We start from the raw sequence: 22220 nt of genomic DNA on the forward strand, positions 1-22220 counted from the left end.
GGAGAGGGGCGGTCGCCGAACGGCGACCGCCCCTCTCCCGTGTCCGGGCGCCGCTAGAGGCGCGCCAGCGTGCTCTCCAGGAGACGGACCACCGACGTGTCCGCCACGCCCGCCACCTCGTCGTACGCGAACCAGCGCAGGTCCAGCGACTCCTCGCTGATCTGCTCCACCGCACCGGCCGGAGCCAGCGCCGCGTACTGCACGTCCAGGTGCCAGTGGCAGGGCGCCGGGATCGGATGCCGGTCCAGCCGCACCGGGCCGCCCGGCAGCAGGGTCAGTCCCGTGATCCCGGACTCCTCGGTGGCCTCCCGCAGCGCGGCCGCCTCGACCGTCGTGTCACCCGCCTCGCAGTGACCGCCCATCTGCAGCCACATGCCCAGCTTCTTGTGCAGGGTCAGCAGCACCCGCCCGCGCGTGGGGTCGACCACCAGCGCGCTGGAGGTCAGATGCCCGGCCCCGCAGGGCTTGTACATGCCGTCCGGATGCGCGTCCAGATGGGCCAGGTACGCGTCGCGCAGCTCCGGCTGGTCCCCGTACCCCTTGAGGACGAGGACCGCGTCGTCGTGCAGAGTCACTCCTTGCCGTCCCCGTCTTCCGGGGCGTCGCCCTTGGCCGCCTCGCCGAGCATCTTGTCGATCTCGGAGAAGTCGAGGTGCTCGCGGTGCACGAAGCCGTCCGGGTCGTCCAGGTCGGTCGCCGTCGGCAGCATGTCCGGGTGCTCCCACAGACCGTCACGGCCGTCGACCCCGCGCGCGTCGGTCAGCGACGCCCACAGGCGCGCCGCGTCCCGCAGCCGCCGCGGCCGCAGCTCGAGACCGATCAGCGTGGCGAAGGTCTGCTCGGCGGGACCGCCCGAGGCCCGGCGCCGGCGCAGCGTCTCGCGCAGCGCGTCCGCCGACGTGAGGCGCGACTTGGCGGCCTCGTGGACCACCGCGTCCACCCAGCCCTCGACGAGCGCCAGCGCCGTCTCCAGACGGGCCAGGGCCGCCTTCTGCGCCGGGGTGTCCTCCGGCTGGAACATGCCCTGCTGGAGGGCCTCCTGAAGCTGCTCCGGGTGCGTCGGGTCGAGCTGGCCCACCGCCTCCTCCAGCTTCGAGGTGTCGACCTTGATCCCTCGCGCGTACCCCTCGACCGCGCCGAACAGGTGCGCGCGCAGCCACGGCACGTGGGCGAAGAGACGCTGGTGCGCGGCCTCGCGCAGCGCCAGGTAGAGCCGCACCTCGTCGGAGGGCACGCCCAGGTCCTTGCCGAAGGCCTCGATGTTCAGCGGCAGCAGCGCCGCCCGGCCCGCGGGCCCGAGGGGCAGACCGACGTCGGTCGAGCCGACGACCTCACCGGCGAGCGCGCCGACGGCCTGCCCGATCTGCTGGCCGAACATGGCGCCGCCCATGGAGCGCATCATGCCGATCAGCGGGCCCGCCATGGCCTGCATCTCCTCCGGCAGGACGTCGCCCATCGCCGAGCCGACCCGCTCGGCGACCGGGTCCACGAGCTGCTGCCACGCCGGCAGCGTCGCCTCGACCCACTCCGCGCGGCTCCACGCCACGGCCGTGCTCGCGCCCGAGGGCAGCGAGGTCACGCCGTCCAGCCACAGGTCGGCGAGGCGCACGGCCTCCTCGACCGCGGCCTTCTCCGCCGGGCCCACGCTGGCGTCCTTGGTGCCGTCGGCGGTGCCCTGGGCCACCACCTGGCGCGCGATCTGCTTGGCCATGTCCCAGTTGACCGGACCGCCCTCGTAGCTCAGCATCTGGCCGAGCTGCTGGAAGGCCGCACCGAGGTCGTTGGGGTTCAGCGAGCCGAACATCGCCGCGAACGGATTGTCCGCTCCGCCGGGCCCGCCCATGCCGGGCAGCCCACCGAAGCCGAACGGGTTCGCCCCGAACGGGTTGCCGCCCTGGCCCCCGGACCCCTGGCCACCTCCGGCGGGGTCCTTCTTCTTGCCCTCGTCGCCGTTCTCCGGCTCCTCCGGCGGAAGGCCGAATCCGAATGGGGTGTCACTCACAGGTTTCCTCGGCTCGTAGGGCCGCCGGCCTCCTGCCGACGGCGACTGCCCGACCAGGGCCTGTCCAGACAGGCCCCGCACACCACCAGCGTAGACATCCGGGCCGGAAATGGGCTCGGTGCTCCGCCGGGCCGTGCCCTGCGGCAGGATGGACGCCACCTGGTCCGTACGCGTCATCCGTGTACGTACTGAAGACAACCGCTGGAGACGCCCGGTGAGTTCCCCAGATCCACAGGTTCGCGGAGCGCGAAACCTCTCAACCCGGTCCGCCGCGCGCGGCCCCGTCGTCGCGGTCACCGGTGCCGCTTCCGGCGTCGGTGACCTGCTGACCAGGCGCCTGGCCGCGTCCGACGAGATCAAGAAGGTCGTCGCCATCGACGAGCGCCGGGGCGAGGTCGCCGAGGCGCAGTGGCACATCCTCGACGTGCGCGACCCGGCCATCGCCGAGAAGCTGCGCGGCGCGGACGTCGTCGTGCACCTCGCCGTCGATCTCGACCTGGAGACCGACCCCGCCGCCCGGACGGCCTACAACGTGCGCGGCACGCAGACCGTGCTGACCGCCGCGGCCGCCGCCGGGGTCCACCGGGTGGTGCTGTGCACCTCCGCGATGGTCTACGGCGCACTGCCCGACAACGACATCCCGCTCTCCGAGGACGCCGAGCTCAGGGCCACGGCGGAGGCCACCGGCGTGGGCGACATGCTGGAGATCGAGCGCCTCGGGCGCCGGGCCCCGCGCGCCCACCCCGGCCTCAACGTCACCGTGGTCCGCCCGGCCGTCCTGATCGGCGGTACGGACACGGCGCTGACCCGCTACTTCGAGTCGCCCCGGCTGCTCGTCGTCGCCGGCTCCCGGCCCACCTGGCAGTTCTGCCACGTGGAGGACCTGGTCAGCGCTCTGGAGTACGCGGCCCTTGAGAAGGTCGAAGGGGAGTTCGCGGTCGGCTGCGAGGGCTGGCTGGAGCAGGAGGAGGTCGAGGAGCTCTCCGGGATCCGGCGCATGGAACTGCCCTCCGCCGTCGCCCTCGGCGCCGCGGCCCGGCTCCACCGGATCGGGCTGACCCCGTCCCCGGCGGGCGACCTCGCGTACACGATGCACCCGTGGGTGGTCAGCGTCGGACGCCTGCACGACGCCGGCTGGCGGCCGAAGTGGACGAACGAGGAGGTCCTCGCGGCGCTCCTGGAGGAGGTCGAGGGCCGTCACACGGTCGCCGGCCGCCGACTGGGCCGCAAGGACGCCACGGCGGCGGGCGCTGCCGGGGCGACGGTGGCCCTGCTCGGCACGGCGGCGCTCGTCCGGCAGATGCGGAAGCGGCGGGGGATCTGACCGGGAGGCGCGGCGGCCTGTAGGACCCTCCTACGGGGGCCGCCGACGACCGGTCGAAACCGCTATTCCGGGATGTCGCGCGCGTACGGCACGATGGACGCATGGCACCGACGTCGTTTGACCACCCCGGCGAGCAGGCCGCCGCCGATCCGATCAAGCTCCTGGCGATCCGGGAGACCCCGCTCTCCCTCGACGAGGTCTTCCGGGCGGTCGGGGACGACGCCTCGGGCGGCACGACGCTCTTCGTCGGCACCGTGCGCAACCACGACGGCGGCGCCGATGTCGACCGTCTGGGCTACTCCTGCCACCCCACCGCCGAGGCGGAGATGCGGCGGGTCGCGGAGAAGGTCGTCGCGAACCACCCGGTCCGCGCGCTGGCCGCCGTGCACCGGGTGGGCGACCTGGTCGTGGGCGACATCGCGGTGATCGTGGCCGTCTCCTGCCCGCACCGCGGGGCGGCCTTCGAGGCCAGCCGCAAGCTCATCGACGACCTCAAGCACGAGGTCCCCATCTGGAAGCACCAGACCTTCTCGGACGGCACCGAGGAGTGGGTGGGCGCCTGCTGAAGCCCGTCACCCCTTGATCGGGGGTCCCGCCCCCGGCCGGTGGCCGGGGCCTGCTGACGGCCGCCGTCCCCGAGCCGGCCAAGGGGGTCCGAAGCGCAAGTCGACGCGCCGACGGGGCGTAGCCGAACGCCCGATTTGCGTAACCGCCCCCCAGGCGCGAGCGTTGATCCCACAGATGACAGAGTCTGCTGATCAACTCACTGGGGATGGGAGGTCGGGATGGCAGCGCTGGCCTGGTTGCTGATTCCGCTTTTCGCAGTCGTCGGCGCGGCGATATGGGGAAGCTGGGCTTCGAGGAACAAGACCATAGGCGACGTGGCAGAACTCGCCGGCTACGCACGCTTCCGGGACGCGATGGAACGCGCCCACACCACGACCCCGGATTCCGCTCGTCCCGAGCGCGAACCGGCCGCCGCCGCGGGCGGCGCCGCCACCTCGCCGTCGAGCTGACGCCGGCCCGCCCCGTACGGCCCGCCCCAGGGGTGCACCCACAGGCGAGTCCCGTACTGTCGTTCCATGCCACGCCGCACCGCGACGATGCTCGCCTCCACCCTGGTCCTGATCTGTCTGCTCATCGCGGGCGTCCTGATCCCGGTGCCGTACGCGGAGATGAGCCCGGGCCCCACGGTCAACACCCTCGGCGAGGCCAGGGGAGAGCCCGTCCTGCACATCTCGGGGCGCAAGACGTACCCGACCGACGGGCACCTCAACATGACCACGGTCCGTGTCACGAGCGCGGACTACAAGATGAACGCCGTCGAGGCGGTCTACGGCTGGCTGGCCCACGACAACGTGGTGGTTCCGCACGACACGCTCTACCCGGACGGCAAGACCGAGGAGCAGTCGAGCCAGGAGAACGCGGAGGAGTTCAGCCAGTCGCAGGAGAGCGCCAAGGTGGCCGCGCTCAAGGAGCTGAACATCCCGGTCGTCTCCCGCGTGGTCGTCGGCACCGTGATCAAGGGCTCGCCCGCCGAGGGCAAGCTGCACGCCGGTGACGTGATCAAGGCGGTCGACGGGGTGGCGATCGCCGCGCAGGCCGATGTCGCCAAGCAGGTCGTGAAGCGGAAGCCCGGCCAGGACGTCGCGTTCACGATCGTCCCCGCCAAGGAGGCGGCCGCCGCCGAGAAGGCCGGCAAGGAGCCCACCGTCACCCGGAAGGTGGTCATCACGACCACCACGTCCGAGGAGGGCGACCGGGCCGTCGTCGGCATCCAGGCCGGCACCGACCATGTCTTCCCGTTCACCATCGACATCAACCTGGCCGACGTCGGCGGCCCCAGCGCCGGGCTGATGTTCGCGCTCGGGATCGTCGACAAGCTCACCCCGGAGAGCCTCACCGGCGGCCGCTTCATCGCGGGCACCGGCACCATCGACGACGACGGCAAGGTCGGCCCGATCGGCGGCATCGAGATGAAGCTGGTCGGCGCGCGCAACGCAGGCGCCCAGTACTTCCTCACCCCGGCCGACAACTGCGAGAACGCCGTGCGGGACACCCCCGACGGGCTCACCCTCGTCAAGGTGGACACCATCGACGACGCCGCGAAGTCCCTGGAGAAGCTCCGCGCGGGCGACACGAAGTCCCTGCCGAGCTGCTCGAAGGGCTGAGTCCGCGTCCGTACGTGCGAAGGGGCGCCCGGTCACCGACCGGGCGCCCCTTCCGCTGTCGGGCGGAGGTCAGCTCTCGAAGGTCGCCGTCAGCGCCTCGGCGAGGCCCGGCACCAGGTCGGGGCCGGTCAGGACCTCGGTCGCGGTGTCCTTCTCGCGGAGCCGGATCGCCGCCTCGCGGGCGCCGCCGCGCAGCACGGCCACGGTCATCCGTACCTCCTGGCGGTCAGGGTGGGCGGCCACCCACTTGGCGAGCTGCTTCTCGTTCAGGCCCTGCGGGACCTGGGCCTCCGCCGACGGGGGAAGCATGAGCCGCTCCACCGTCATGGCGCAGCCGGCGACGCCCGCCGGCCAGGCGATCGTGCCGAGGAATTCGTCGAGGGGCTTCCCGCGCGGCAGCTTCTCCTGCTCGATCGGGGTGTAGGCGGTGGCATCGTCACCCAGGCCCAGCTGGGAGGCGAGCGCGGGTTCCTTGGCGCGCAGCCGTGCGGTGTCGACCAGGGCGAACAGACGGGCCGGCTGGTCCCAGCCGAGGCCCGCCGCGTACTCGTCGATCTCGAGCACCGCGCGGGTGAGGGGGCTCGCGGCCATTGCCGGGCCGGAGGGGGAAACGTTGGACATGACCAATATCCTGCCTCCTCTTCCCCTGAACACGGGAACTAGGTAAAGCCTCAGTAAGTTGCACCATTGGGCTCTACGATCGCGGGGCCTGCTTTCAGACGCATCAACATCGAGGGGCGCACGTTGGCTTTCCAGATGCCGGACCGCGGCGGTAGCCCGTCCGGACCGAGGATGAGAGTCGGCCGGCCGTCCCGGCGGGCCCGGACCCTGCTCATGACTCTCGGGGTGCTGGCCGTCCTGGCCATGGCCTTCGTGATGTTCGCCGGGTTCTGGACGGACTGGCTCTGGTACCGCTCGGTCGATTACTCGTCCGTGTTCACGACCACGCTGTGGACCAAGATCGGCCTCTTCGCCGTCTTCGGTCTGCTGATGGGGCTCGCCGTCGGCCTGAACATCTGGCTGTCGTACCGGCTGCGGCCGCCGCTCAGCGCGATGTCGCTGGAGCAGCAGAGCCTCGACCGGTACCGGATGGGCCTCGCCCCCTTCAAGAAGTGGGTGCTGCTCGCGGTCACCGCCCTGGTGGCGCTGATCGCCGGCGCCTCCGCCTCGGGCCAGTGGCGCACCTGGCTGATGTGGGTCAACGGCGTGAAGTTCGGCGAGAAGGACCCGCAGTTCGGGCTCGACGTGTCGTTCTACGCGTTCGACCTGCCCTGGTACCGCTTCCTGCTCGCCTTCGGCTTCGCCGCCGTCGTCCTGTCGCTGATCGCCGCCGCGCTCACGCACTACCTGTACGGCGGGCTGCGGATCACCAGCCCGGGCGCGCGTGCCACCGCCGCGGCCACCGGCCACCTCTCGGTGCTGCTCGGTGTCTTCGTGGCGCTCAAGGCCGTGGCGTACTGGCTCGACCGGTACGGCCTGGCCGTGAAGTCCAGCGACTTCAAGGCCACCGGCAACTGGACGGGTCTGCGGTACGTCGACGCCAACGCCTACCTGCCGGCGAAGACCATCCTGTTCTGCATCGCCGCGATCTGCGCCGTGCTGTTCTTCGCCACGCTCTGGCGCCGCACCTGGCAGCTGCCGGTGATCGGCTTCGGTCTGATGGTGCTCTCCGCGATCCTGATCGGCGGCCTGTACCCGGCCATCGTGCAGAAGTTCCAGGTCCAGCCGAACGAGCAGGCCAAGGAAGCGGAGTACATCCAGAAGAACATCGACGCGACGCGCAAGGCGTACGCGATCGACCAGACGAAGCTCGAGAACTACTCGGGCAAGTCGACGGTGAAGGCCAAGGACCAGCTGCGCAGCAACGCCGACTCGGCGGCCAGCTACCGCGTCCTCGACCCGAACATCGTGTCGCCGACGTTCCAGCAGCTGGAGCAGAAGCGGAAGTACTACCAGTTCCCGACCACCCTGGACGTGGACCGGTACGCGGGCAAGGACACCGTCGTCGGTCTCCGTGAGCTCAACATCAAGGGCATCCCGAAGCGGAACTGGATCAACGACCACTTCACCTACACCCACGGCTACGGCGCGATCATGGCCTCGGGCACGCAGACCGACGCCAACGGCTCCCCGGTCTTCACCGAGGCCGGACTGCCGACCACGGGCATGCTCGGTACGTACCAGCAGCGGATCTACTACGGCGAGAAGACCGATCAGTACTCGATCGTCGGCGGCCCGCAGAAGGAGCTGGACTACGAGGAGAACGGCGAGAAGACCACCAGCTACGAGGGCCAGAGCGGGGTCAACCTCTCCAACACGTTCAACCGCGCGGCCTACGCGGTCGCGTTCAGCGAGCCGCAGATCCTCTACTCGGGGGCCATCGGCGAGGGCTCGCGGATCCTCTACAACCGCACGCCCAAGGAGCGCGTCGAGGCGGTCGCGCCCTGGCTGACCATCGACGGCGACGCCTACCCGGTGGTCGTCGACGGCCGGATCCAGTGGGTCATCGACGCCTACACGACGACGAACGGCTACCCGTACGCCTCGCGCACCACGCTCGGCGACACGACCGCCGACTCGCTGACCGTCGGCAACCAGCAGCGCGCGGTCGTCGCCCAGCAGAACCAGGTCAACTACATCCGCAACTCGGTGAAGGCCACCGTCGACGCGTACGACGGCACGGTGACCCTCTACCAGTGGGACACCCAGGACCCGGTCCTGAAGACCTGGATGAAGGCGTTCCCGGGCACGGTCAAGGCCAAGTCCGAGATCGGCGGCGACCTGATGCAGCACCTGCGGTACCCGCAGGACATGTTCAAGGTCCAGCGCGAGCTGCTGACCCGCTACCACGTCACCGACCCCGCGCAGTTCTACAGCGGATCGGACGCCTGGCAGGTGCCGGACGACCCGACCAACAAGGACGGCAACGCGGTCCCGCCGTACTACCTGAGCATGAAGATGCCCGGGGACACGGCGCAGCGCTTCTCGCTGACGACGACGTTCACGCCGAACGGCCGGCCCAACCTGGGCGGCTTCATGGCGGTCGACGCCGACGCGGCCAGCAAGGAGTACGGCCGGCTGAGACTGCTGCGGGTCACCGAGGACGTGCCGGGGCCGGCGCAGGTGCAGAGCAAGCTCAACGGTCTGCCCTCCGTCGCCACCTTCGTCCGGGACATGAAGGGCGCCGACTCCGACATCCAGTACGGCAACCTGCTGACCGTCCCGCTCGACGGCGGATTCCTGTACGTGGAACCGGTGTACGCCCAGGGACGCAACGCGCTCTACCCGCTCCTGAAGAAGGTCGCGGTGTCGTACGTGGACGCGGACCAGCCGGAGGGTGACACGACCAAGGACACCACGGTGTTCGAGGACAACCTCACCAAGGCGCTCAACGCGGTCTTCGGGGTCGAGGCGCCCACCACGCCGCCCACCACTCCGACGACCCCGCCGGGCACCACCAACCCGCCGCCGGCGTCCAACGACGCCGCGCTCAAGCAGGCGATCGCGGACGCCCAGAAGGCGTACGACGCGGGCGAGGCGGCCCTGGCGAAGGGCGACTGGACGGCGTACGGCAAGGCCCAGGAAGACCTCCAGACGGCGCTCCAGCGCGCCGCGGAGGCCGGGGCGAAGCTCAAGACGACGGGATCAAGCGGCTGACCTGAGGTTTTCCACCCCGCGACCGTGGTACGGTTGGTTTACCGACGCGGGGTGGAGCAGCTCGGTAGCTCGCTGGGCTCATAACCCAGAGGTCGCAGGTTCAAATCCTGTCCCCGCTACTCAGAGGACGAGGGCCCGGATCCATAAGGATCCGGGCCCTCGTCGTGTGTCGGCGTGCATGGGGGGCCCGAAGAGCGGTAGGGAAGGGGCGAGTTGGCGTGAGTCGTGTTTGACTTGTCTCTCTGTGGGCATGTCGACAAAACGCTGAGTGACCTCACTGGCTGCGGTATACCAGGTGTGCTCGGGTTGCGGGTGGTGCGACGATGGTATTTATGGGGGACAGGGCAACTCTGTTGGAGACAGGGCGGTTTGTGCAGCGGCATGCCAGGAACGCCGCAGACGAGATCATCGAGGCAGTAGGGGCCGTCGATGCGGCCGTCGACACCACCGCCGAGACCGATGCCGACACCGAGAACGAGACCGAGACCGAGGCCCGCCACCGGCGTGCCGCCGAGCGCGGCGACCTCGCCTCGATGAGCGCGCTCGGCGCGCTGCTGCTGCGCCGCGGCGACCTCGACGGCGCCGAGCCCTATCTGCGGGGCGCCACCGCCGAGGGCGACCGGGCCGCCGCGAACAACCTCGGAGTCCTGCTGCACCAGCGCGGCTACGCCGAAGAGGCCGCCGGCTGGTGGCGGGTCGCCGCCGTCGCGGGATCCGCGCCCGCCGCCCACGCCCTCGGCCGTCACCACCGCGAGCGCGGCGACGAGCCGGCCGCCGAGTACTGGCTGCGTCAGGCCGCAGAGCAGGGCCACGCCCTCGGCGCGTACGCCCTCGCCGACCTCCTGGAGCACCGCAGCGACGTCGGCGCCGAGCGCTGGCTGCGCGCCGCCGCCGAGCAGGGCCACCGCGAGGCCGCGTACCGGCTCGCCCTCGCCCTGGAGCGCCGCGCCACCGAGACCACCCGCGGTCCCCACGACACCGGCACCCGGCTCCGGGTGCCCGGCACCGGCGCGCTCGTGCCCACCGGGGCGCCCGCCGCCGCCCCCGCCGCGACCGGCACCGGCGCGGCCCCCGGGCGGGCCGTCGGCGAGCCCGGCGGCGAGCCCACCGAGGCCGAGCAGTGGTTCCGTCAGGCCGCCGCGCGCGGCCACCGGCGCGCCGCGCTCCACCTCGGCGCGATCCTGGAGCACCGCGGCGAGCTCAAGGAGGCCGGCCGCTGGTACCTCAGCTCCGCCAAGGAGGGCGAGGCCAAGGCCGCCTGCGCGCTCGGTTTCCTGCTCCGCGACGCGGGCGACGAGGAGAGCGCCGCCGTGTGGTGGCTGCGCGCCGCCCAGGACGGCGACGGCAACGCCGCCAACGCCCTCGGAGCGCTGCACGCGGCCAGGGGCGAGCAGCAGACCGCCGAGCGCTGGTACCGGGCCGCCATGGACGCCGGCGACGTGAACGGCGCCTACAACCTCGGGCTGCTCTGCGCCGCCCAGGACCGCATCCCGCAGGCCGAGCAGTGGTACCGCCGGGCCGCCTACGCGGGCCACCGCGAGGCCGCCAATGCGCTCGCCGTGCTGCTCCTCCAGGCCGGCGACGCCAACGGCGCCGAGCCCTGGTTCTCCAAGGCGGCCGAGGCCGGCAGCGTCGACGCCGCGTTCAACCTCGGCATCCTCCACGCGGGCCGCGACGACGACCGTACGGCCCTCGTCTGGTACGAGCGGGCCGCGGCCGCCGGGCACACCGAGGCCGCCCTCCAGGTCGGCATCGCCGCCCTCAGGGACGGCGACGAGCGCACCGCCGAGCGGCACCTGCGCTGCGCGGCCGGCGGCGGCAGCGCCGAGGCGGCCTTCCGGCTCGCCTCGGTGCTCGACGCGCGTCGCCCCGACCCGGGCCCGGCCGTCCTCGGCGCGCCCCGGGAGGAGAAGTCCGAGTGTGAGGAGTGGTACGAGCGGGCGGCGCAGCAGGGCCACCGGCGGGCCCAGGTGCGGGTCGGCATGCTGGCCGCGGGGCGCGGCGACCTGGCCGAGGCCGACCGCTGGTACCGGGAGGCGGCCGAGGCCGGCAGCCGCAACGGTGCCTTCAACCTCGGGCTGCTGCTCGCCCGCGAGGGCAGCGAGCGCGAGGCCGCGCTCTGGTGGACCCGGGCCGCCCGGGCCGGCCACGGGCGCGCCGCTCTCCGGCTCGCGCTGCTCGCGGCGCGGCGCGGGGAGCTGACGGAGGGGCGCCGGTGGTGCGCCCGCGCGGTGGAGCTGGGTCCCGCCGAGGTCGCGGAGCGGGCGGCGCGGCTGAGCGAGGCGCTGCATCAGGAGCTGACCGCCTGATGGCCGCGTGACGGCCGCGCGGCAATGGATTTGCGCTGGTCGTCGGGCGTCCCGTAGAGTCGGGTCTACCGACGCGGGGTGGAGCAGCTCGGTAGCTCGCTGGGCTCATAACCCAGAGGTCGCAGGTTCAAATCCTGTCCCCGCTACTCAGTAGCAACGAAGGCCCGGATCCAGTCACTGGATCCGGGCCTTCGTCGTACCCGCGGCATACGGAGAAGGCCCCCGCCGGAGCGGGGGCCTGCCTCGTCCGTCAGGCGGTCGTCGCGCAGCTCGGGCAGATGCCGCGGTAGGTGACCTCGACGTTCGAGATGGTGAAGCCGAAGCGCTCGGTGTCCGGCAGGTCCGCCAGCGGGTCGCCGCCCGGGTGGACGTCGCGGATCGCGCCGCAGCGGCCGCAGACCAGGTGCTGGTGAGGCCGGTGGGCGTTGGGGTCGTAGCGCTTGGCGCGCCCGTCGGTGGCGACCTCGAGCACCTCGCCGAGGGTGACCATCTCGCCCAGCGTGTTGTAGACGGTCGCGCGCGAGATCTCGGGCAGGCGTGCCACGGCGCGCGCGTGGACCTCGTCGGCGGTCAGGTGCACGTGATCCCCGTCGAGGACCTCGGCCACGACGCGTCGCTGCGCGGTCATCCGCCAGCCGCGTCCGCGCAGTCGTTCCAACAGGTCGCTCATGGGGGTCAGGGTAACAGTCGCGGCTTCGGCTTCCCGAACAGGTGTGACTTTAGATGTTCACTTGACTTAGACAATGTCTATTATAGGATCGAGTTCGGCAGCGCAGGACGGGACGCAGGAGGCGCACGTGACGCAGGGACCGCTCACCACGGAGGCCGGCGCGCCGGTCGCGGACAACCAGAACAGCGAGACGGCGGGTGTCGGCGGTCCGGTTCTCGTCCAGGACCAGCTCCTTCTCGAGAAGCTCGCCCACTTCAACCGTGAGCGCATCCCGGAGCGCGTGGTCCACGCGCGCGGTGCCGGCGCCTACGGCACCTTCACGCTCACCCGTGACGTCTCGCAGTGGACCCGCGCGAAGTTCCTCTCCGAGGTCGGCAAGGAGACCGAGACCTTCCTGCGGTTCTCCACCGTCGCAGGCAACCTCGGTGCGGCCGACGCGGTGCGCGACCCGCGCGGCTGGGCGCTGAAGTTCTACACCGAGGAGGGCAACTACGACCTCGTCGGCAACAACACCCCGGTGTTCTTCATCAAGGACGCCATCAAGTTCCCCGACTTCATCCACACCCAGAAGCGCGACCCGTACTCGGGCTCGCAGGAGGCAGACAACGTCTGGGACTTCTGGGGCCTCTCCCCGGAGTCGACCCACCAGGTCACCTGGCTCTTCGGTGACCGCGGCATCCCCGCCTCGTACCGTCACATGAACGGCTACGGCTCGCACACGTTCCAGTGGAACAACGAGGCCGGCGAGGTCTTCTGGGTCAAGTACCACTTCAAGACCGACCAGGGCATCAAGAACCTCACCCAGGACGAGGCCAACCGGCTGGCCGGCGAGGACCCGGACTCGCACCAGCGCGACCTGCGCGAGGCCATCGAGCGCGGCGACTTCCCGACCTGGACCGTGCAGGTCCAGATCATGCCCGCGGCCGACGCGGCGGCGTACCGCTTCAACCCGTTCGACCTCACCAAGGTGTGGCCGCACGAGGACTACCCGCCCATCGAGATCGGCACCCTGGAGCTCAACCGCAACCCGGAGAACATCTTCGCCGAGGTCGAGCAGTCGATCTTCTCCCCGGCGCACTTCGTGCCCGGCATCGGCCCGTCCCCGGACAAGATGCTCCAGGGCCGCCTCTTCGCCTACGGCGACGCCCACCGCTACCGCGTCGGCATCAACGCCGACCACCTGCCGGTGAACCGCCCGCACGCCACCGAGGCGCGCACCCACTCCCGTGACGGCTTCCTCTACGACGGCCGCCACAAGGGCGCGAAGAACTACGAGCCGAACTCCTTCGGCGGCCCGTCCCAGACGGACCGTCCGCTGTGGGGGTCCGCCCCGGTCACCGGCGTCACCGGCGACCACGCCGCCGCGGTCCACGCCGAGGACGACGACTTCCGCCAGGCGGGCGACCTCTACCGGCTGATGTCGGAGGGCGAGCGGGGCCGCCTGATCGGCAACCTGGCCGGCTTCATCGCCAAGGTCTCGCGCGAGGACATCGCCGAGCGGGCGATCGGCAACTTCCGCCGGGCGGACGAGGACTTCGGCAAGCGGCTGGAGGCCGCGATCCAGGCCCTGCGCGGCTGAGGGCGCCTGCCGAAAGAGGGAGCGGGCCGGATTTCCGTACGGATTCCGGCCCGCTCCCGCGTCTCATCCCGCGACGCTGTGCAGCGGGACCCAGCAGCGGATGATGTCCCGCACCGAGACGATGCCGACGGGACCGTGGTCGTCGAGGACCACGAGATGGCGGAACCCGCCGTGCGTCATGGCCCCGGCCGCCTCGTCCAGGGTCCAGGTGGGGGCGGCGAAGACGACGTCGCGAGTGGTGTGGGAGTCGGCGGTCTCGGTGTCGGGATCCTGGTCGCGGGCCAGCGACTTGAGGATGTCCCGCTCGGTGAGGATGCCGAGCCCGGCGTCCCCGTCGAGGACGACGGCCGCGCCGACACGGCGCGCCGCCATCAGCCGGGCGGCCTGTCGGAGGGTGTGTGCGGGACCGATGGTGAGGACCACAGAGCTCATGGCGTCACGGACGAGCATGGGCGGAGCCACCTCCTTGGTGAAACGTTCCCGCGTTCAACGAGAACCGATTCACAAGTTCACAAGTGGGGGGACTCTCAGAGTGGCACCGCGGGAGGGGTCCGACAAGGGGGCGCGCGAGGCGCCCCCGGGGAGTGCCGAGGGCGCTCGAACGGAGGCGTTCGACCTGGGGCGGCGGGGCGATCAGCCCTCCGCGTTCTCCTGGTTGAGGTAGCTCAGCAGCTCGCCGTGGAGCAGACCGTTCGACGCCGCCGCGTTTCCGCTGTGCGGACCGTGCCGCCCGTCCAGCCCCGTGTACGTACCGCCCGCCTCCTGCACCACGACCGCCACGGCGGCCATGTCCCACAGCGAAAGCTCCGGCTCCGCGCAGATGTCCACCGAGCCCTCGGCGACCATCATGTACGGCCAGAAGTCGCCGTACGCCCGGGTCCGCCAGCACGCGCGCGTGAGGTCCAGGAAACCGTCGAGGCGGCCCTGCTCCTCCCAGCCGCTCAGCGAGGAGTACGCGAAGGAGGCGTCCTCCAGGGAGGCGACCTTCGAGACCCCGATCCGACTCGCCGAGGCGAGACTGCGCCCGGTGTAGGCGCCGAGGCCCTTCGCCGCCCACCAGCGCCGGCCGAGCGCCGGGGCCGACACCACGCCCACCACCGGCTGGAAGCCGGTGTCCCCGGCCTCCATCAGCGCGATCAGGGTCGCCCAGACGGGTACCCCGCGCACATAGTTCTTCGTACCGTCGATCGGGTCGATCACCCAGCGGCGCGGACCCGAGCCCTCCACGCCGTACTCCTCGCCCAGGATCGCGTCACGCGGCCTCGCGCGCTGGAGCTGCCCCCGGATCAGTTCCTCGGCGGCCTTGTCGGCCTCGCTCACCGGAGTCATGTCCGGCTTCGTCTCGACCTTGAGGTCGAGCGCCTGGAAGCGGTCCATGGTGGCCGCGTCGGCGGCATCCGCGAGGACATGGGCGAGACGCAGATCATCGTGGTAATCGGCCATGGTCGGCACTCTATCTCCGTGTGATCCCCGCGCGGAGAACCGTCCACCGGCGCCCTTGACACTGCGGGGACGCCTGTCGAACCTGAGCACGGAAACGATTCCCCGGTCCGGGAGGCGCCGATGCCGACAGCCCGCGAGGCCCTGCTCGACGCCGCGCTCGCCGCGCTCGCGCACCGCTCCTGGTCAGCCGTCCGCATGGCCGACCTCGCCGTGGCCGCCCGGGTCTCCCGGCAGACCCTCTACAACGAGTTCGGCAGCAAGGAGGGGCTCGCCCGCGCCCTCGTGTGCCGGGAGGCCGACACCTACCTCCAGGGCGTCCGGCGGCTGCTCGCCGCCCCGGCCCCGCCCGAGCGGAACCTGGTCGTCGTCGCCGAGTGGATCGTCACCCGGGCCGCGTCCCGACCCGTGCTGCGGGCCCTGCTCACCGGCGCCTGGGACGAGCGGCTGCCCGCGCCCCGGCCCGCCAGGCCCGGTGCGCGCCCCGCGGCCGTCCCCGACCAGCGCCGCGCCGACGAGGGACCGCCCGCGCCCGGCGAGCTGGTGGCGGCGACCGCGGCCTGCGCGGGAGAGGAGTGGGCGGCGGGCTGCGAACTCGCGGTCCGGCTGGCCCTGAGCCATGTCGTGGCGCCCACGGTTCCCTCCGTGGCGGGGTGGCGGGCGGAGGATCAGTGCGCCGAGCCGGACAGCTGGAGCCCGATCACACCGACGATGACCAGGCTGATCGAGATGAGCTTGAGTGTGGAGACCACGTCACCGAGGAAGATCATTCCGTAGATCGCGGTACCGGCCGCCCCGATCCCGGTCCACACCGCGTACGCGGGACCCACGTCGAGCTTCCGCAGCGCGAGCGTGAGGAGACCGAAGCTGCCCAGGGCGAAGGCCGCGAACGCGACGGTCGGCCACAGCCGGGTGAACCCGTGCGAGAGCTTCAGGCAGACCGCGAACCCCGTCTCCAGAAAGCCCGCCACCACCACCAGCAGCCACGCCATCGTCAGTGCCTCCCACGCCGTCGGTGACTGCTTCGTCGCACTTGGTGCGATTATGCACTTACCGTCCGTGGTCATCGGTAAACGTGGCCCGGAGGGGATCAGGGGCTCAGTCGCCCTCGCGCCGCTCCCTGGTGGCGAGCAGCCGGCGCAGCGAGACCAGTCGCGCGGGATCGGCGTGCCCCTCCGCCACCCACGCGTCGAGCGCGCAGTCCTGCTCGTCGTGACTGCACGCGCGCGGGCAGTTCTCCGTGCCCGGGACGAGGTCGGGGAAGGCGAGGATGACCCGGGACGGGTCGACGTGGTGCAGGCCGAAGGAGCGGACGCCGGGGGTGTCGATGACCCAGCCGCCCTCCTTGTCGTTGAGCGGCAGGGCGAGCGCGGAGGTGGTGGTGTGCCGGCCGCGGCCCGTGACCGCGTTGACGAGACCGGTGGTCCGTCGCCGCTCCGGCGGGACCAGGGCGTTGACCAGGGTCGTCTTGCCGACGCCGGAGTGCCCGACGAAGGCGGTGGTCCGGCCCTTGAGGTGCTCGTGGACCCGCTCGGCGGCGACCCCGTCCACGAACTCGTCGCGGGTGGTCACCACGTACGGCACACCGAGCGCCCCGTACATGCCGAGCAGGTCGTCCGGCGGCGCCAGGTCCGACTTGGTGAGGACGAGCAGCGGGGTGAGGCCGCCGTCGTACGCGGCGACCAGACAGCGGTCGATCAGCCGCGGGCGCGGCTCGGGGTCGGCGAGAGCGGTGACGATCGCCAGCTGGTCGGCGTTGGCGACGACCACCCGCTCGTACGGGTCGTCGTCGTCGGCCGTGCGGCGCAGCACCGAGCTGCGCTCACCGATCCGCACGATCCGGGCGAGGGTGTCCTTCTCGCCGGACAGGTCGCCGACGAGCGAGACGCGGTCGCCGACCACGGCGGCCTTGCGGCCCAGCTCGCGCGCCTTCATCGCGGTCACCGGCCGGTCGTCGACCAGGACGGTCAGCCGGCCGCGGTCGACGGTGAGGACCATGCCCTCGACGGCGTCCTCGTGCTTCGGGCGGATCGTGGTGCGGGGACGGGTGCCCTTGCGGTTGGGCCGCTGGCGGATGTCGTCCTCGTCGGTGTGCTTGCCGTAACGCCGCATGGTTCAGGCCCCGAGCATTTCGGTCCACATCCGGGGGAAGTCCGGCAAGGTCTTCGCCGTCGTGGCCACGTCCTCGATCTCCACGCCCTCGACCGCGAGCCCGATGATCGCGCCCGCCGTCGCCATGCGGTGGTCGTGGTACGTGTGGAAGACGCCGCCGTGCAGGGGGCGCGGGCGGATGTGGAGACCGTCCTCGGTCTCGGTCACGTCGCCGCCCAGCTCGTTGATCTCCTTGGTGAGCGCCGCCAGCCGGTCCGTCTCGTGCAGCCGGAGGTGGGCGACCCCGCGCAGGGTCGACGGGGAGTCCGCGAGGGCCGCGACCGCCGCGATGCCGGGCGTCAGCTCGCCGACCTCGCCGAGGTCCACGTCGATGCCGTGGATCCGGCCCGTGCCGGTGAAGGTCAGACCCGCCTCGGTCAGCTCGCAGGATCCACCCATCTCGGTGAAGATCTCCCGCAGCGCGTCACCGGGCTGGGTGGTTCGCGCGGGCCAGTCCGGGACCGTCACCCGGCCGCCGGTGATCAGGGCCGCGGCCAGGAAGGGCTGGGCGTTCGACAGATCGGGCTCGACGACCAGGTCCCGGCCGCGCAGCGCGGAGGGGGCCACCCGCCACACGTTCGGGGCGCCACCGTGCTCCGGCTCGTCGACCCGGGCGCCGACCGCGCGCAGCATGTCGACGGTCATCCGGATGTGCGGCAGCGAGGGCAGCCGCGAGCCCACGTGCCGTACCTCGACGCCCTGGTTGAAGCGGGGCGCGGACAGCAGCAGGGCGCTCACGAACTGGGAGGACGACGAGGCGTCGATCTCGACGGTGCCGCCGTCCAGACCACCGGCGCCGTGCACCGTCAGGGGGAGGGCGCCGCGGCCCTCGTCGTCGACGCGGGAGCCGAGCGCGCGCAGCGCGTCGATCACGCCGTGCAGCGGGCGTTCGTGGGAGCGGGGGTCGCCGTCGAAGCGCACCGGGCCGTCGGCGAGCGCCGCGACCGGCGGCAGGAAGCGCATGACCGTGCCGGCGTTGCCGACGTCGACGGTCGCGGGGCCGCGCAGCGGGGAGGGGATGATCCGCCAGGCCTCGCCGGAGCCGTCGGGGCCCACGCCCTCCTCGATCCGCACGCCGAGGGTACGAAGCGCCTCGGCCATCAGGAGGGTGTCGCGGGAGCGCAGCGGGCGGCGCAGCCAGCCGGGCTCGGACGCCAGCGCGGCGAGGACCAGGGCACGGTTGGTGACCGACTTGGATCCGGGCACGGTGACGGTCGCGTCGACGGCGCCGCGGGCATACGGGGCGGGCCAGAGGTCGGTGGGCGGGTCGATGTGCGCGGAGGTGGCTGCGGTCATGGACTCACTGTACGGGGGAGTCAGATGCCCAGGAGCCAGCGCCCGCCGCCGATCAGGGCCGAGATCGAGACGGCGTGGAAGAAGAACAGCCACACTCCGGCGGGCACATGGGTGAGCCGCGAGAGCTGGTCCGCGTCCGAGTCGGGGGCGCCGCCGTGGCGTCGCTTCAGCTGCAGCTCGAAGGCCGGGCGGATCCCGCCGAGCAGCAGGAACCAGACCACGGCGTACGCGAAGACCGACTGGACCTCGGGACCGGTCAGCCAGGAGACGAGGAGGAAGGCGGCGCCCGTCAGGACGACGGTGAGGACGCCGTACGCGTTGCGGACCATCACGAGCATCGCGAGCAGCAGCCCGGTGGCGATCCACAGCAGCAGGGTGACGTGGCCGGTGCCGAGCAGGGCGGCGCCGCCGAGGCCGAGCAGCGGGGCGGCGGGATAGCCCGCTGCCAGGGTGAGCACCACGCCGAGGCCGGTCGGCCGGCCGCGGCTCACGGTCAGTCCGCTGGTGTCCGAGTGCAGCCGGATCGCTTCGAGGCGCCGCCCGGTGGTGAGGGCGACGAGTCCGTGGCCGCCCTCGTGGGCGATGGTGATCGCGTTGCGGGCGAGCAGCCATATGCGGCGGGGTGCGGTGACGGCGAGGGCGGCGACGCCGGTGGCGATCACCAGCCACTCGGCCGGAGCCGCCTGGGCGGTGAAGAGGTCGAGGTCCATCTTTCGGGCCGCTCCTCGGGTGGTCGGGGATCGTGGCAGTGTGGCACGTATGTGCGGAAGGTATGCGGCGAGCCGGCGGCCCGAGGACCTCGTCGGCCTCTTCGGGGTGGAGAAGTGGGAGCCGGAGGAGACTCTGGCCCCGGACTGGAACGTGGCCCCCACCAAGGAGGTCTGGGCCGTTCTGGAACGCCCTCTGAAAGACGCAGAATCCCGGCGTCCGGTTCGCCAGCTGCGCGCGCTGAGATGGGGCCTGGTGCCGTCCTGGTCGAAGTCGCCGGAGGGCGCCGCCCGGATGATCAACGCGCGCGCGGAGACCCTGGACGAGAAGCCCTCCTTCAAGCGGGCCTTCTCGGCCCGCCGCTGCCTCCTGCCCGCCGACGGCTACTACGAGTGGGTGACCGGCGCGGGCGAGCGGGACCTGGAGGTCGAGGGGAAGCGGAAGCGGCCCCGGAAGCAGCCGTACTTCGTGACCCCGGCGGACGGCTCGGTCTTCGCGATGGCCGGCCTCTACGAGTTCTGGCGCGACCGGACCCTGCCCGACGGCGACCCCCTGGCATGGTGGGTGACCTGCTCGGTGATCACCACCGAGGCGGAGACCGGGCCGCTGGGCGTGGCCCCGGCCGAGGGCCCGCACGCGCTCGCCGACATCCACCCCCGTATGCCGCTGATGCTCACCGAGGACCGCTGGGACGCCTGGCTCGACCCGGCGACCACGCGGCCGGAGGAACTCCGCGGGCTGCTCGCCCCGCCGCCCGGGGGCCTGATGCGGGCCTACCCGGTGGCGACCGCCGTCAGCAACGTCCGCAACAACGGGCCCGAGCTCCTGACCGAGCTGGAGGGCCCGGAGGTCGGCACGCTCTTCTGAGACCGTCCCGCGCCCCGCCGGACGGCAGGATGGGAGCGTGACCGACGTGACACAGTACGAGACCGTTTCCACCGACGCAGGCGACGCCCGCGTCGCCTGGCACGAGGGGTCCGGGGGGACGCGGCCGTGGGCCGTCCTCGCCCTCGGCCACGGCGCCGGCGGCGGCATCGAGGCCCGCGACCTCCAGGCCCTGGCCGCCGCGCTGCCCGCCCGGGGCGTGACCGTCGCCCTCGTCGAGCAGCCCTGGCGGGTCGCGGGCAAGAAGGTCGCGCCCGCCCCCAAGACCCTGGACACCGGCTGGCGCGGCCTCTGGCCGGCCCTCGCCCGCCCCGGCCTCCCGGTGATCGCGGGCGGCCGCAGCGCCGGCGCCCGGGTCGCCTGCCGCACCGGGCGGGAGCTCGGCGCGCTCGCCGTCCTCGCGCTGAGCTTCCCCCTGCACCCGCCGGGCCGGCCGGAGAAGTCCCGCGCCGAGGAACTCCTCGGCACCGGCCTGCCGACGCTCGTCGTCCAAGGCGGCAACGACCCCTTTGGACGGCCCGCGGAGTTCCCGGACGGCCCGTACCGCCTCGTCGAGATCCCCGACGGGGACCACGGTTTCGCCCTGCCCGGACGGGCGCCGCTCGGGCCGGAGGAGGCGAGGGAACTCCTGGTGGCCGGAGTCGCCGAATGGATCACCTCCCTCCGCTGACGGACCGGGAATGTCGCGCCGGGAACCACTGTTGTTCCGTGCGTCGGTGTGAGAGCAAGGAAGAGGGAGTCCGTCGCATGGGTTCGACCATCTGCCCGGAGCGCGCGCAGGCCGCTGACCTCGACTGGACAGTGCTGCCCGCTCCCAAGGGAGCCCAGATTCGGGCGGCGGTCGGAGTGGTTCCTCGTCTATCCTCCGAAACGAGCGGGTCCGCCCTCGGGCTCGCCGCCGCGCTGGAGGAGGTGGGTCCGGTCACTGGGACCGACACAGGGACCGACGACGGCCCCGAGGAGACGACCGAGGAGCGCAACGCGCGCTTCGAGCGGGACGCCCTCGGCTACCTCGACCAGATGTACTCGGCCGCGCTGCGCATGACGCGCAACCCCGCGGACGCGGAGGACCTGGTGCAGGAGACCTACGCCAAGGCGTACGGATCCTTCCACCAGTTCCGCGAGGGTACGAACCTCAAGGCCTGGCTGTACCGCATCCTCACGAACACCTTCATCAACTCGTACCGCAAGAAGCAGCGCGAGCCCCAGCGCAGCGCCGCCGAGGAGATCGAGGACTGGCAGCTCGCGCGCGCCGAGTCGCACATGTCGACCGGTCTGCGTTCGGCCGAGTCGCAGGCGCTCGACCACCTCCCGGACTCCGACGTGAAGGAAGCGCTCCAGGCGATTCCCGAGGAGTTCCGCATCGCCGTCTATCTCGCGGATGTCGAGGGCTTTGCGTACAAGGAGATCGCGGACATCATGGGGACACCCATCGGTACGGTGATGTCCCGGCTGCACCGGGGTCGCCGCCAGCTGCGCGGCATGCTCGAGGACTACGCTCGCGACCGCGGGCTGGTACCCGCGGGCGCCGGAGAGTCGTCGAACGATCTGAAAGGCTCGGGCTCATGAGCTGCGGAGAGCCGCACGAGACGGATTGCTCGGAAGTCCTGGATCATCTGTACGAGTTCCTCGACAACGAGATGCCCGACAGTGACTGCACCAAGTTCGAGGTGCACTTCGAGGAGTGCTCGCCGTGCCTGGAGAAGTACGGCCTGGAGCAGGCGGTGAAGAAGCTCGTCAAGCGCTGCTGCGGCAGTGACGACGTCCCCACCGACCTGCGGTCCAAGGTCATGGGCCGGATCGACCTGATCCGCTCCGGGCACCTCGTCCCCGAGCAGGAGATCGCGCCGATCGTGCCGACGACGCCGGCGCCCCAGGAGTAACTCCCCCTCCGTGGAGGGACGAGGAGGCCGTCGCGACGCGATCGCGGCGGCCTCCTTCGTATATCAGCTTGTATCACCCGATGGTGCGAATCCGCTCCACCCCGCCGTCACGGGCCGTCCCACTCGCTACCGTGACGGGGATGAT

Annotated in this window: 22 protein-coding genes and 2 tRNA genes; 14 read left to right on the forward strand and 10 right to left on the reverse strand. The window is 71.9% G+C overall.

What is annotated here, in order from left to right; genetic code table 11:
* Positions 1–53: 53 nt before the first annotated feature.
* Complete coding sequence (locus OG392_RS24200) at positions 54–575, reverse strand: NUDIX hydrolase (RefSeq protein ID WP_329282805.1); 522 nt, start codon at positions 573–575, stop codon at positions 54–56.
* Positions 572–2002, reverse strand: a complete 1431-nt coding sequence (locus OG392_RS24205; RefSeq protein WP_329282807.1) for a zinc-dependent metalloprotease — start codon at positions 2000–2002, stop codon at positions 572–574. The genes OG392_RS24200 and OG392_RS24205 overlap by 4 nt, the downstream gene beginning before the upstream one ends.
* 214 nt (positions 2003–2216) lie before the next feature.
* Between OG392_RS24205 and OG392_RS24210 the strand changes: the two genes are divergently transcribed.
* The 4 genes from OG392_RS24210 (at position 2217) to OG392_RS24225 (ending at position 5497) form a co-directional block, all read left to right on the forward strand.
* Complete coding sequence (locus tag OG392_RS24210; RefSeq protein ID WP_187622414.1) at positions 2217–3326, forward strand: SDR family oxidoreductase; 1110 nt, start codon at positions 2217–2219, stop codon at positions 3324–3326.
* Positions 3327–3427: 101 nt separating this feature from the next.
* Entirely contained in the window at positions 3428–3892 is a 465-nt protein-coding gene (locus tag OG392_RS24215; protein ID WP_329282809.1) for a molybdenum cofactor biosynthesis protein MoaE, read from the forward strand.
* A gap of 315 nt (positions 3893–4207) precedes the next feature.
* The gene (locus tag OG392_RS24220) at positions 4208–4342 is read left to right on the forward strand and encodes a hypothetical protein (RefSeq protein ID WP_329287698.1); all 135 of its coding nucleotides are present in this window, start codon (positions 4208–4210) and stop codon (positions 4340–4342) included.
* Between the two features lie 66 nt (positions 4343–4408).
* Positions 4409–5497: a YlbL family protein gene (locus OG392_RS24225; RefSeq protein WP_329282810.1), complete on the forward strand. Its 1089-nt coding sequence runs from the start codon at positions 4409–4411 to the stop codon at positions 5495–5497.
* Between the two features lie 69 nt (positions 5498–5566).
* On the opposite strand, the gene OG392_RS24230 is transcribed toward OG392_RS24225, so the two are convergent.
* Positions 5567–6118, reverse strand: a complete 552-nt coding sequence (locus tag OG392_RS24230) for a PPA1309 family protein (RefSeq protein ID WP_329282812.1) — start codon at positions 6116–6118, stop codon at positions 5567–5569.
* A 135-nt stretch (positions 6119–6253) separates the two neighbouring features.
* On the opposite strand from OG392_RS24230, the gene OG392_RS24235 reads away from it, so the two are divergent.
* The 4 genes from OG392_RS24235 to OG392_RS24250 all read left to right on the forward strand — a co-directional run bounded on the left by OG392_RS24235 (position 6254) and on the right by OG392_RS24250 (position 11609).
* Complete coding sequence (locus OG392_RS24235; protein WP_329287424.1) at positions 6254–9154, forward strand: UPF0182 family membrane protein; 2901 nt, start codon at positions 6254–6256, stop codon at positions 9152–9154.
* A gap of 45 nt (positions 9155–9199) precedes the next feature.
* Positions 9200–9273, forward strand: a tRNA-Met gene (locus OG392_RS24240).
* Between the two features lie 204 nt (positions 9274–9477).
* The gene (locus tag OG392_RS24245; RefSeq protein WP_329282813.1) at positions 9478–11463 is read left to right on the forward strand and encodes a tetratricopeptide repeat protein; all 1986 of its coding nucleotides are present in this window, start codon (positions 9478–9480) and stop codon (positions 11461–11463) included.
* A gap of 72 nt (positions 11464–11535) precedes the next feature.
* Positions 11536–11609 (forward strand) — tRNA-Met (locus OG392_RS24250).
* Positions 11610–11713: 104 nt separating this feature from the next.
* On the opposite strand, the gene OG392_RS24255 is transcribed toward OG392_RS24250, so the two are convergent.
* Positions 11714–12133, reverse strand: coding sequence for a Fur family transcriptional regulator (locus OG392_RS24255; protein WP_329282816.1), 420 nt, complete (start codon positions 12131–12133; stop codon positions 11714–11716).
* Between the two features lie 73 nt (positions 12134–12206).
* Here OG392_RS24255 and OG392_RS24260 point away from each other — a divergent pair, with 73 nt between their 5' ends.
* Positions 12207–13712 (forward strand): catalase, encoded by a 1506-nt coding sequence (locus OG392_RS24260; RefSeq protein WP_329282819.1) that lies wholly within the window; start codon positions 12207–12209, stop codon positions 13710–13712.
* Between the two features lie 63 nt (positions 13713–13775).
* Here OG392_RS24260 and OG392_RS24265 read toward each other — a convergent pair whose 3' ends face one another.
* Both OG392_RS24265 and hisN read right to left on the reverse strand, forming a co-directional pair.
* On the reverse strand, positions 13776–14162 hold the full coding sequence (locus OG392_RS24265) for a CBS domain-containing protein (protein ID WP_329282822.1): 387 nt from the start codon (positions 14160–14162) through the stop codon (positions 13776–13778).
* A gap of 183 nt (positions 14163–14345) precedes the next feature.
* Entirely contained in the window at positions 14346–15155 is an 810-nt protein-coding gene (gene hisN / locus OG392_RS24270) for a histidinol-phosphatase (protein WP_030320808.1), read from the reverse strand.
* Positions 15156–15275: 120 nt separating this feature from the next.
* Between hisN and OG392_RS24275 the strand changes: the two genes are divergently transcribed.
* On the forward strand, positions 15276–15929 hold the full coding sequence (locus tag OG392_RS24275) for a TetR/AcrR family transcriptional regulator (protein ID WP_329282825.1): 654 nt from the start codon (positions 15276–15278) through the stop codon (positions 15927–15929).
* On the opposite strand, the gene OG392_RS24280 is transcribed toward OG392_RS24275, so the two are convergent.
* The 4 genes from OG392_RS24280 to OG392_RS24295 form a co-directional block, all read right to left on the reverse strand.
* On the reverse strand, positions 15821–16144 hold the full coding sequence (locus OG392_RS24280) for a DMT family transporter (RefSeq protein WP_209496723.1): 324 nt from the start codon (positions 16142–16144) through the stop codon (positions 15821–15823). The two genes, OG392_RS24275 and OG392_RS24280, sit on opposite strands and share 109 nt — an antisense overlap.
* Before the next feature lie 106 nt (positions 16145–16250).
* The gene (gene rsgA / locus OG392_RS24285; RefSeq protein ID WP_329282827.1) at positions 16251–17264 is read right to left on the reverse strand and encodes a ribosome small subunit-dependent GTPase A; all 1014 of its coding nucleotides are present in this window, start codon (positions 17262–17264) and stop codon (positions 16251–16253) included.
* 3 nt (positions 17265–17267) lie between these two features.
* Entirely contained in the window at positions 17268–18599 is a 1332-nt protein-coding gene (gene aroA, locus OG392_RS24290) for a 3-phosphoshikimate 1-carboxyvinyltransferase (RefSeq protein WP_329282829.1), read from the reverse strand.
* A gap of 20 nt (positions 18600–18619) precedes the next feature.
* On the reverse strand, positions 18620–19309 hold the full coding sequence (locus tag OG392_RS24295) for a M50 family metallopeptidase (protein WP_329282831.1): 690 nt from the start codon (positions 19307–19309) through the stop codon (positions 18620–18622).
* Positions 19310–19358: 49 nt separating this feature from the next.
* Here OG392_RS24295 and OG392_RS24300 point away from each other — a divergent pair, with 49 nt between their 5' ends.
* From OG392_RS24300 to rsrA, 4 genes are all read left to right on the forward strand, one after another.
* Positions 19359–20174, forward strand: coding sequence for an SOS response-associated peptidase (locus tag OG392_RS24300; RefSeq protein WP_329282832.1), 816 nt, complete (start codon positions 19359–19361; stop codon positions 20172–20174).
* Positions 20175–20220: 46 nt separating this feature from the next.
* Positions 20221–20862 carry an alpha/beta hydrolase family protein gene (locus OG392_RS24305; RefSeq protein WP_443055093.1) on the forward strand — a complete coding sequence of 214 codons (642 nt, stop codon included), beginning with the start codon at positions 20221–20223 and terminating at the stop codon, positions 20860–20862.
* A 242-nt stretch (positions 20863–21104) separates the two neighbouring features.
* On the forward strand, positions 21105–21761 hold the full coding sequence (locus OG392_RS24310; protein WP_030207302.1) for a sigma-70 family RNA polymerase sigma factor: 657 nt from the start codon (positions 21105–21107) through the stop codon (positions 21759–21761).
* Positions 21758–22075 (forward strand): mycothiol system anti-sigma-R factor, encoded by a 318-nt coding sequence (rsrA, locus tag OG392_RS24315; protein ID WP_030320825.1) that lies wholly within the window; start codon positions 21758–21760, stop codon positions 22073–22075. The genes OG392_RS24310 and rsrA overlap by 4 nt, the downstream gene beginning before the upstream one ends.
* Positions 22076–22220: the final 145 nt, after the last annotated feature.

The sequence above is a fragment of the Streptomyces sp. NBC_00691 genome, from assembly GCF_036226665.1.
Taxonomy (GTDB): Bacteria; Actinomycetota; Actinomycetes; order Streptomycetales; family Streptomycetaceae; genus Streptomyces.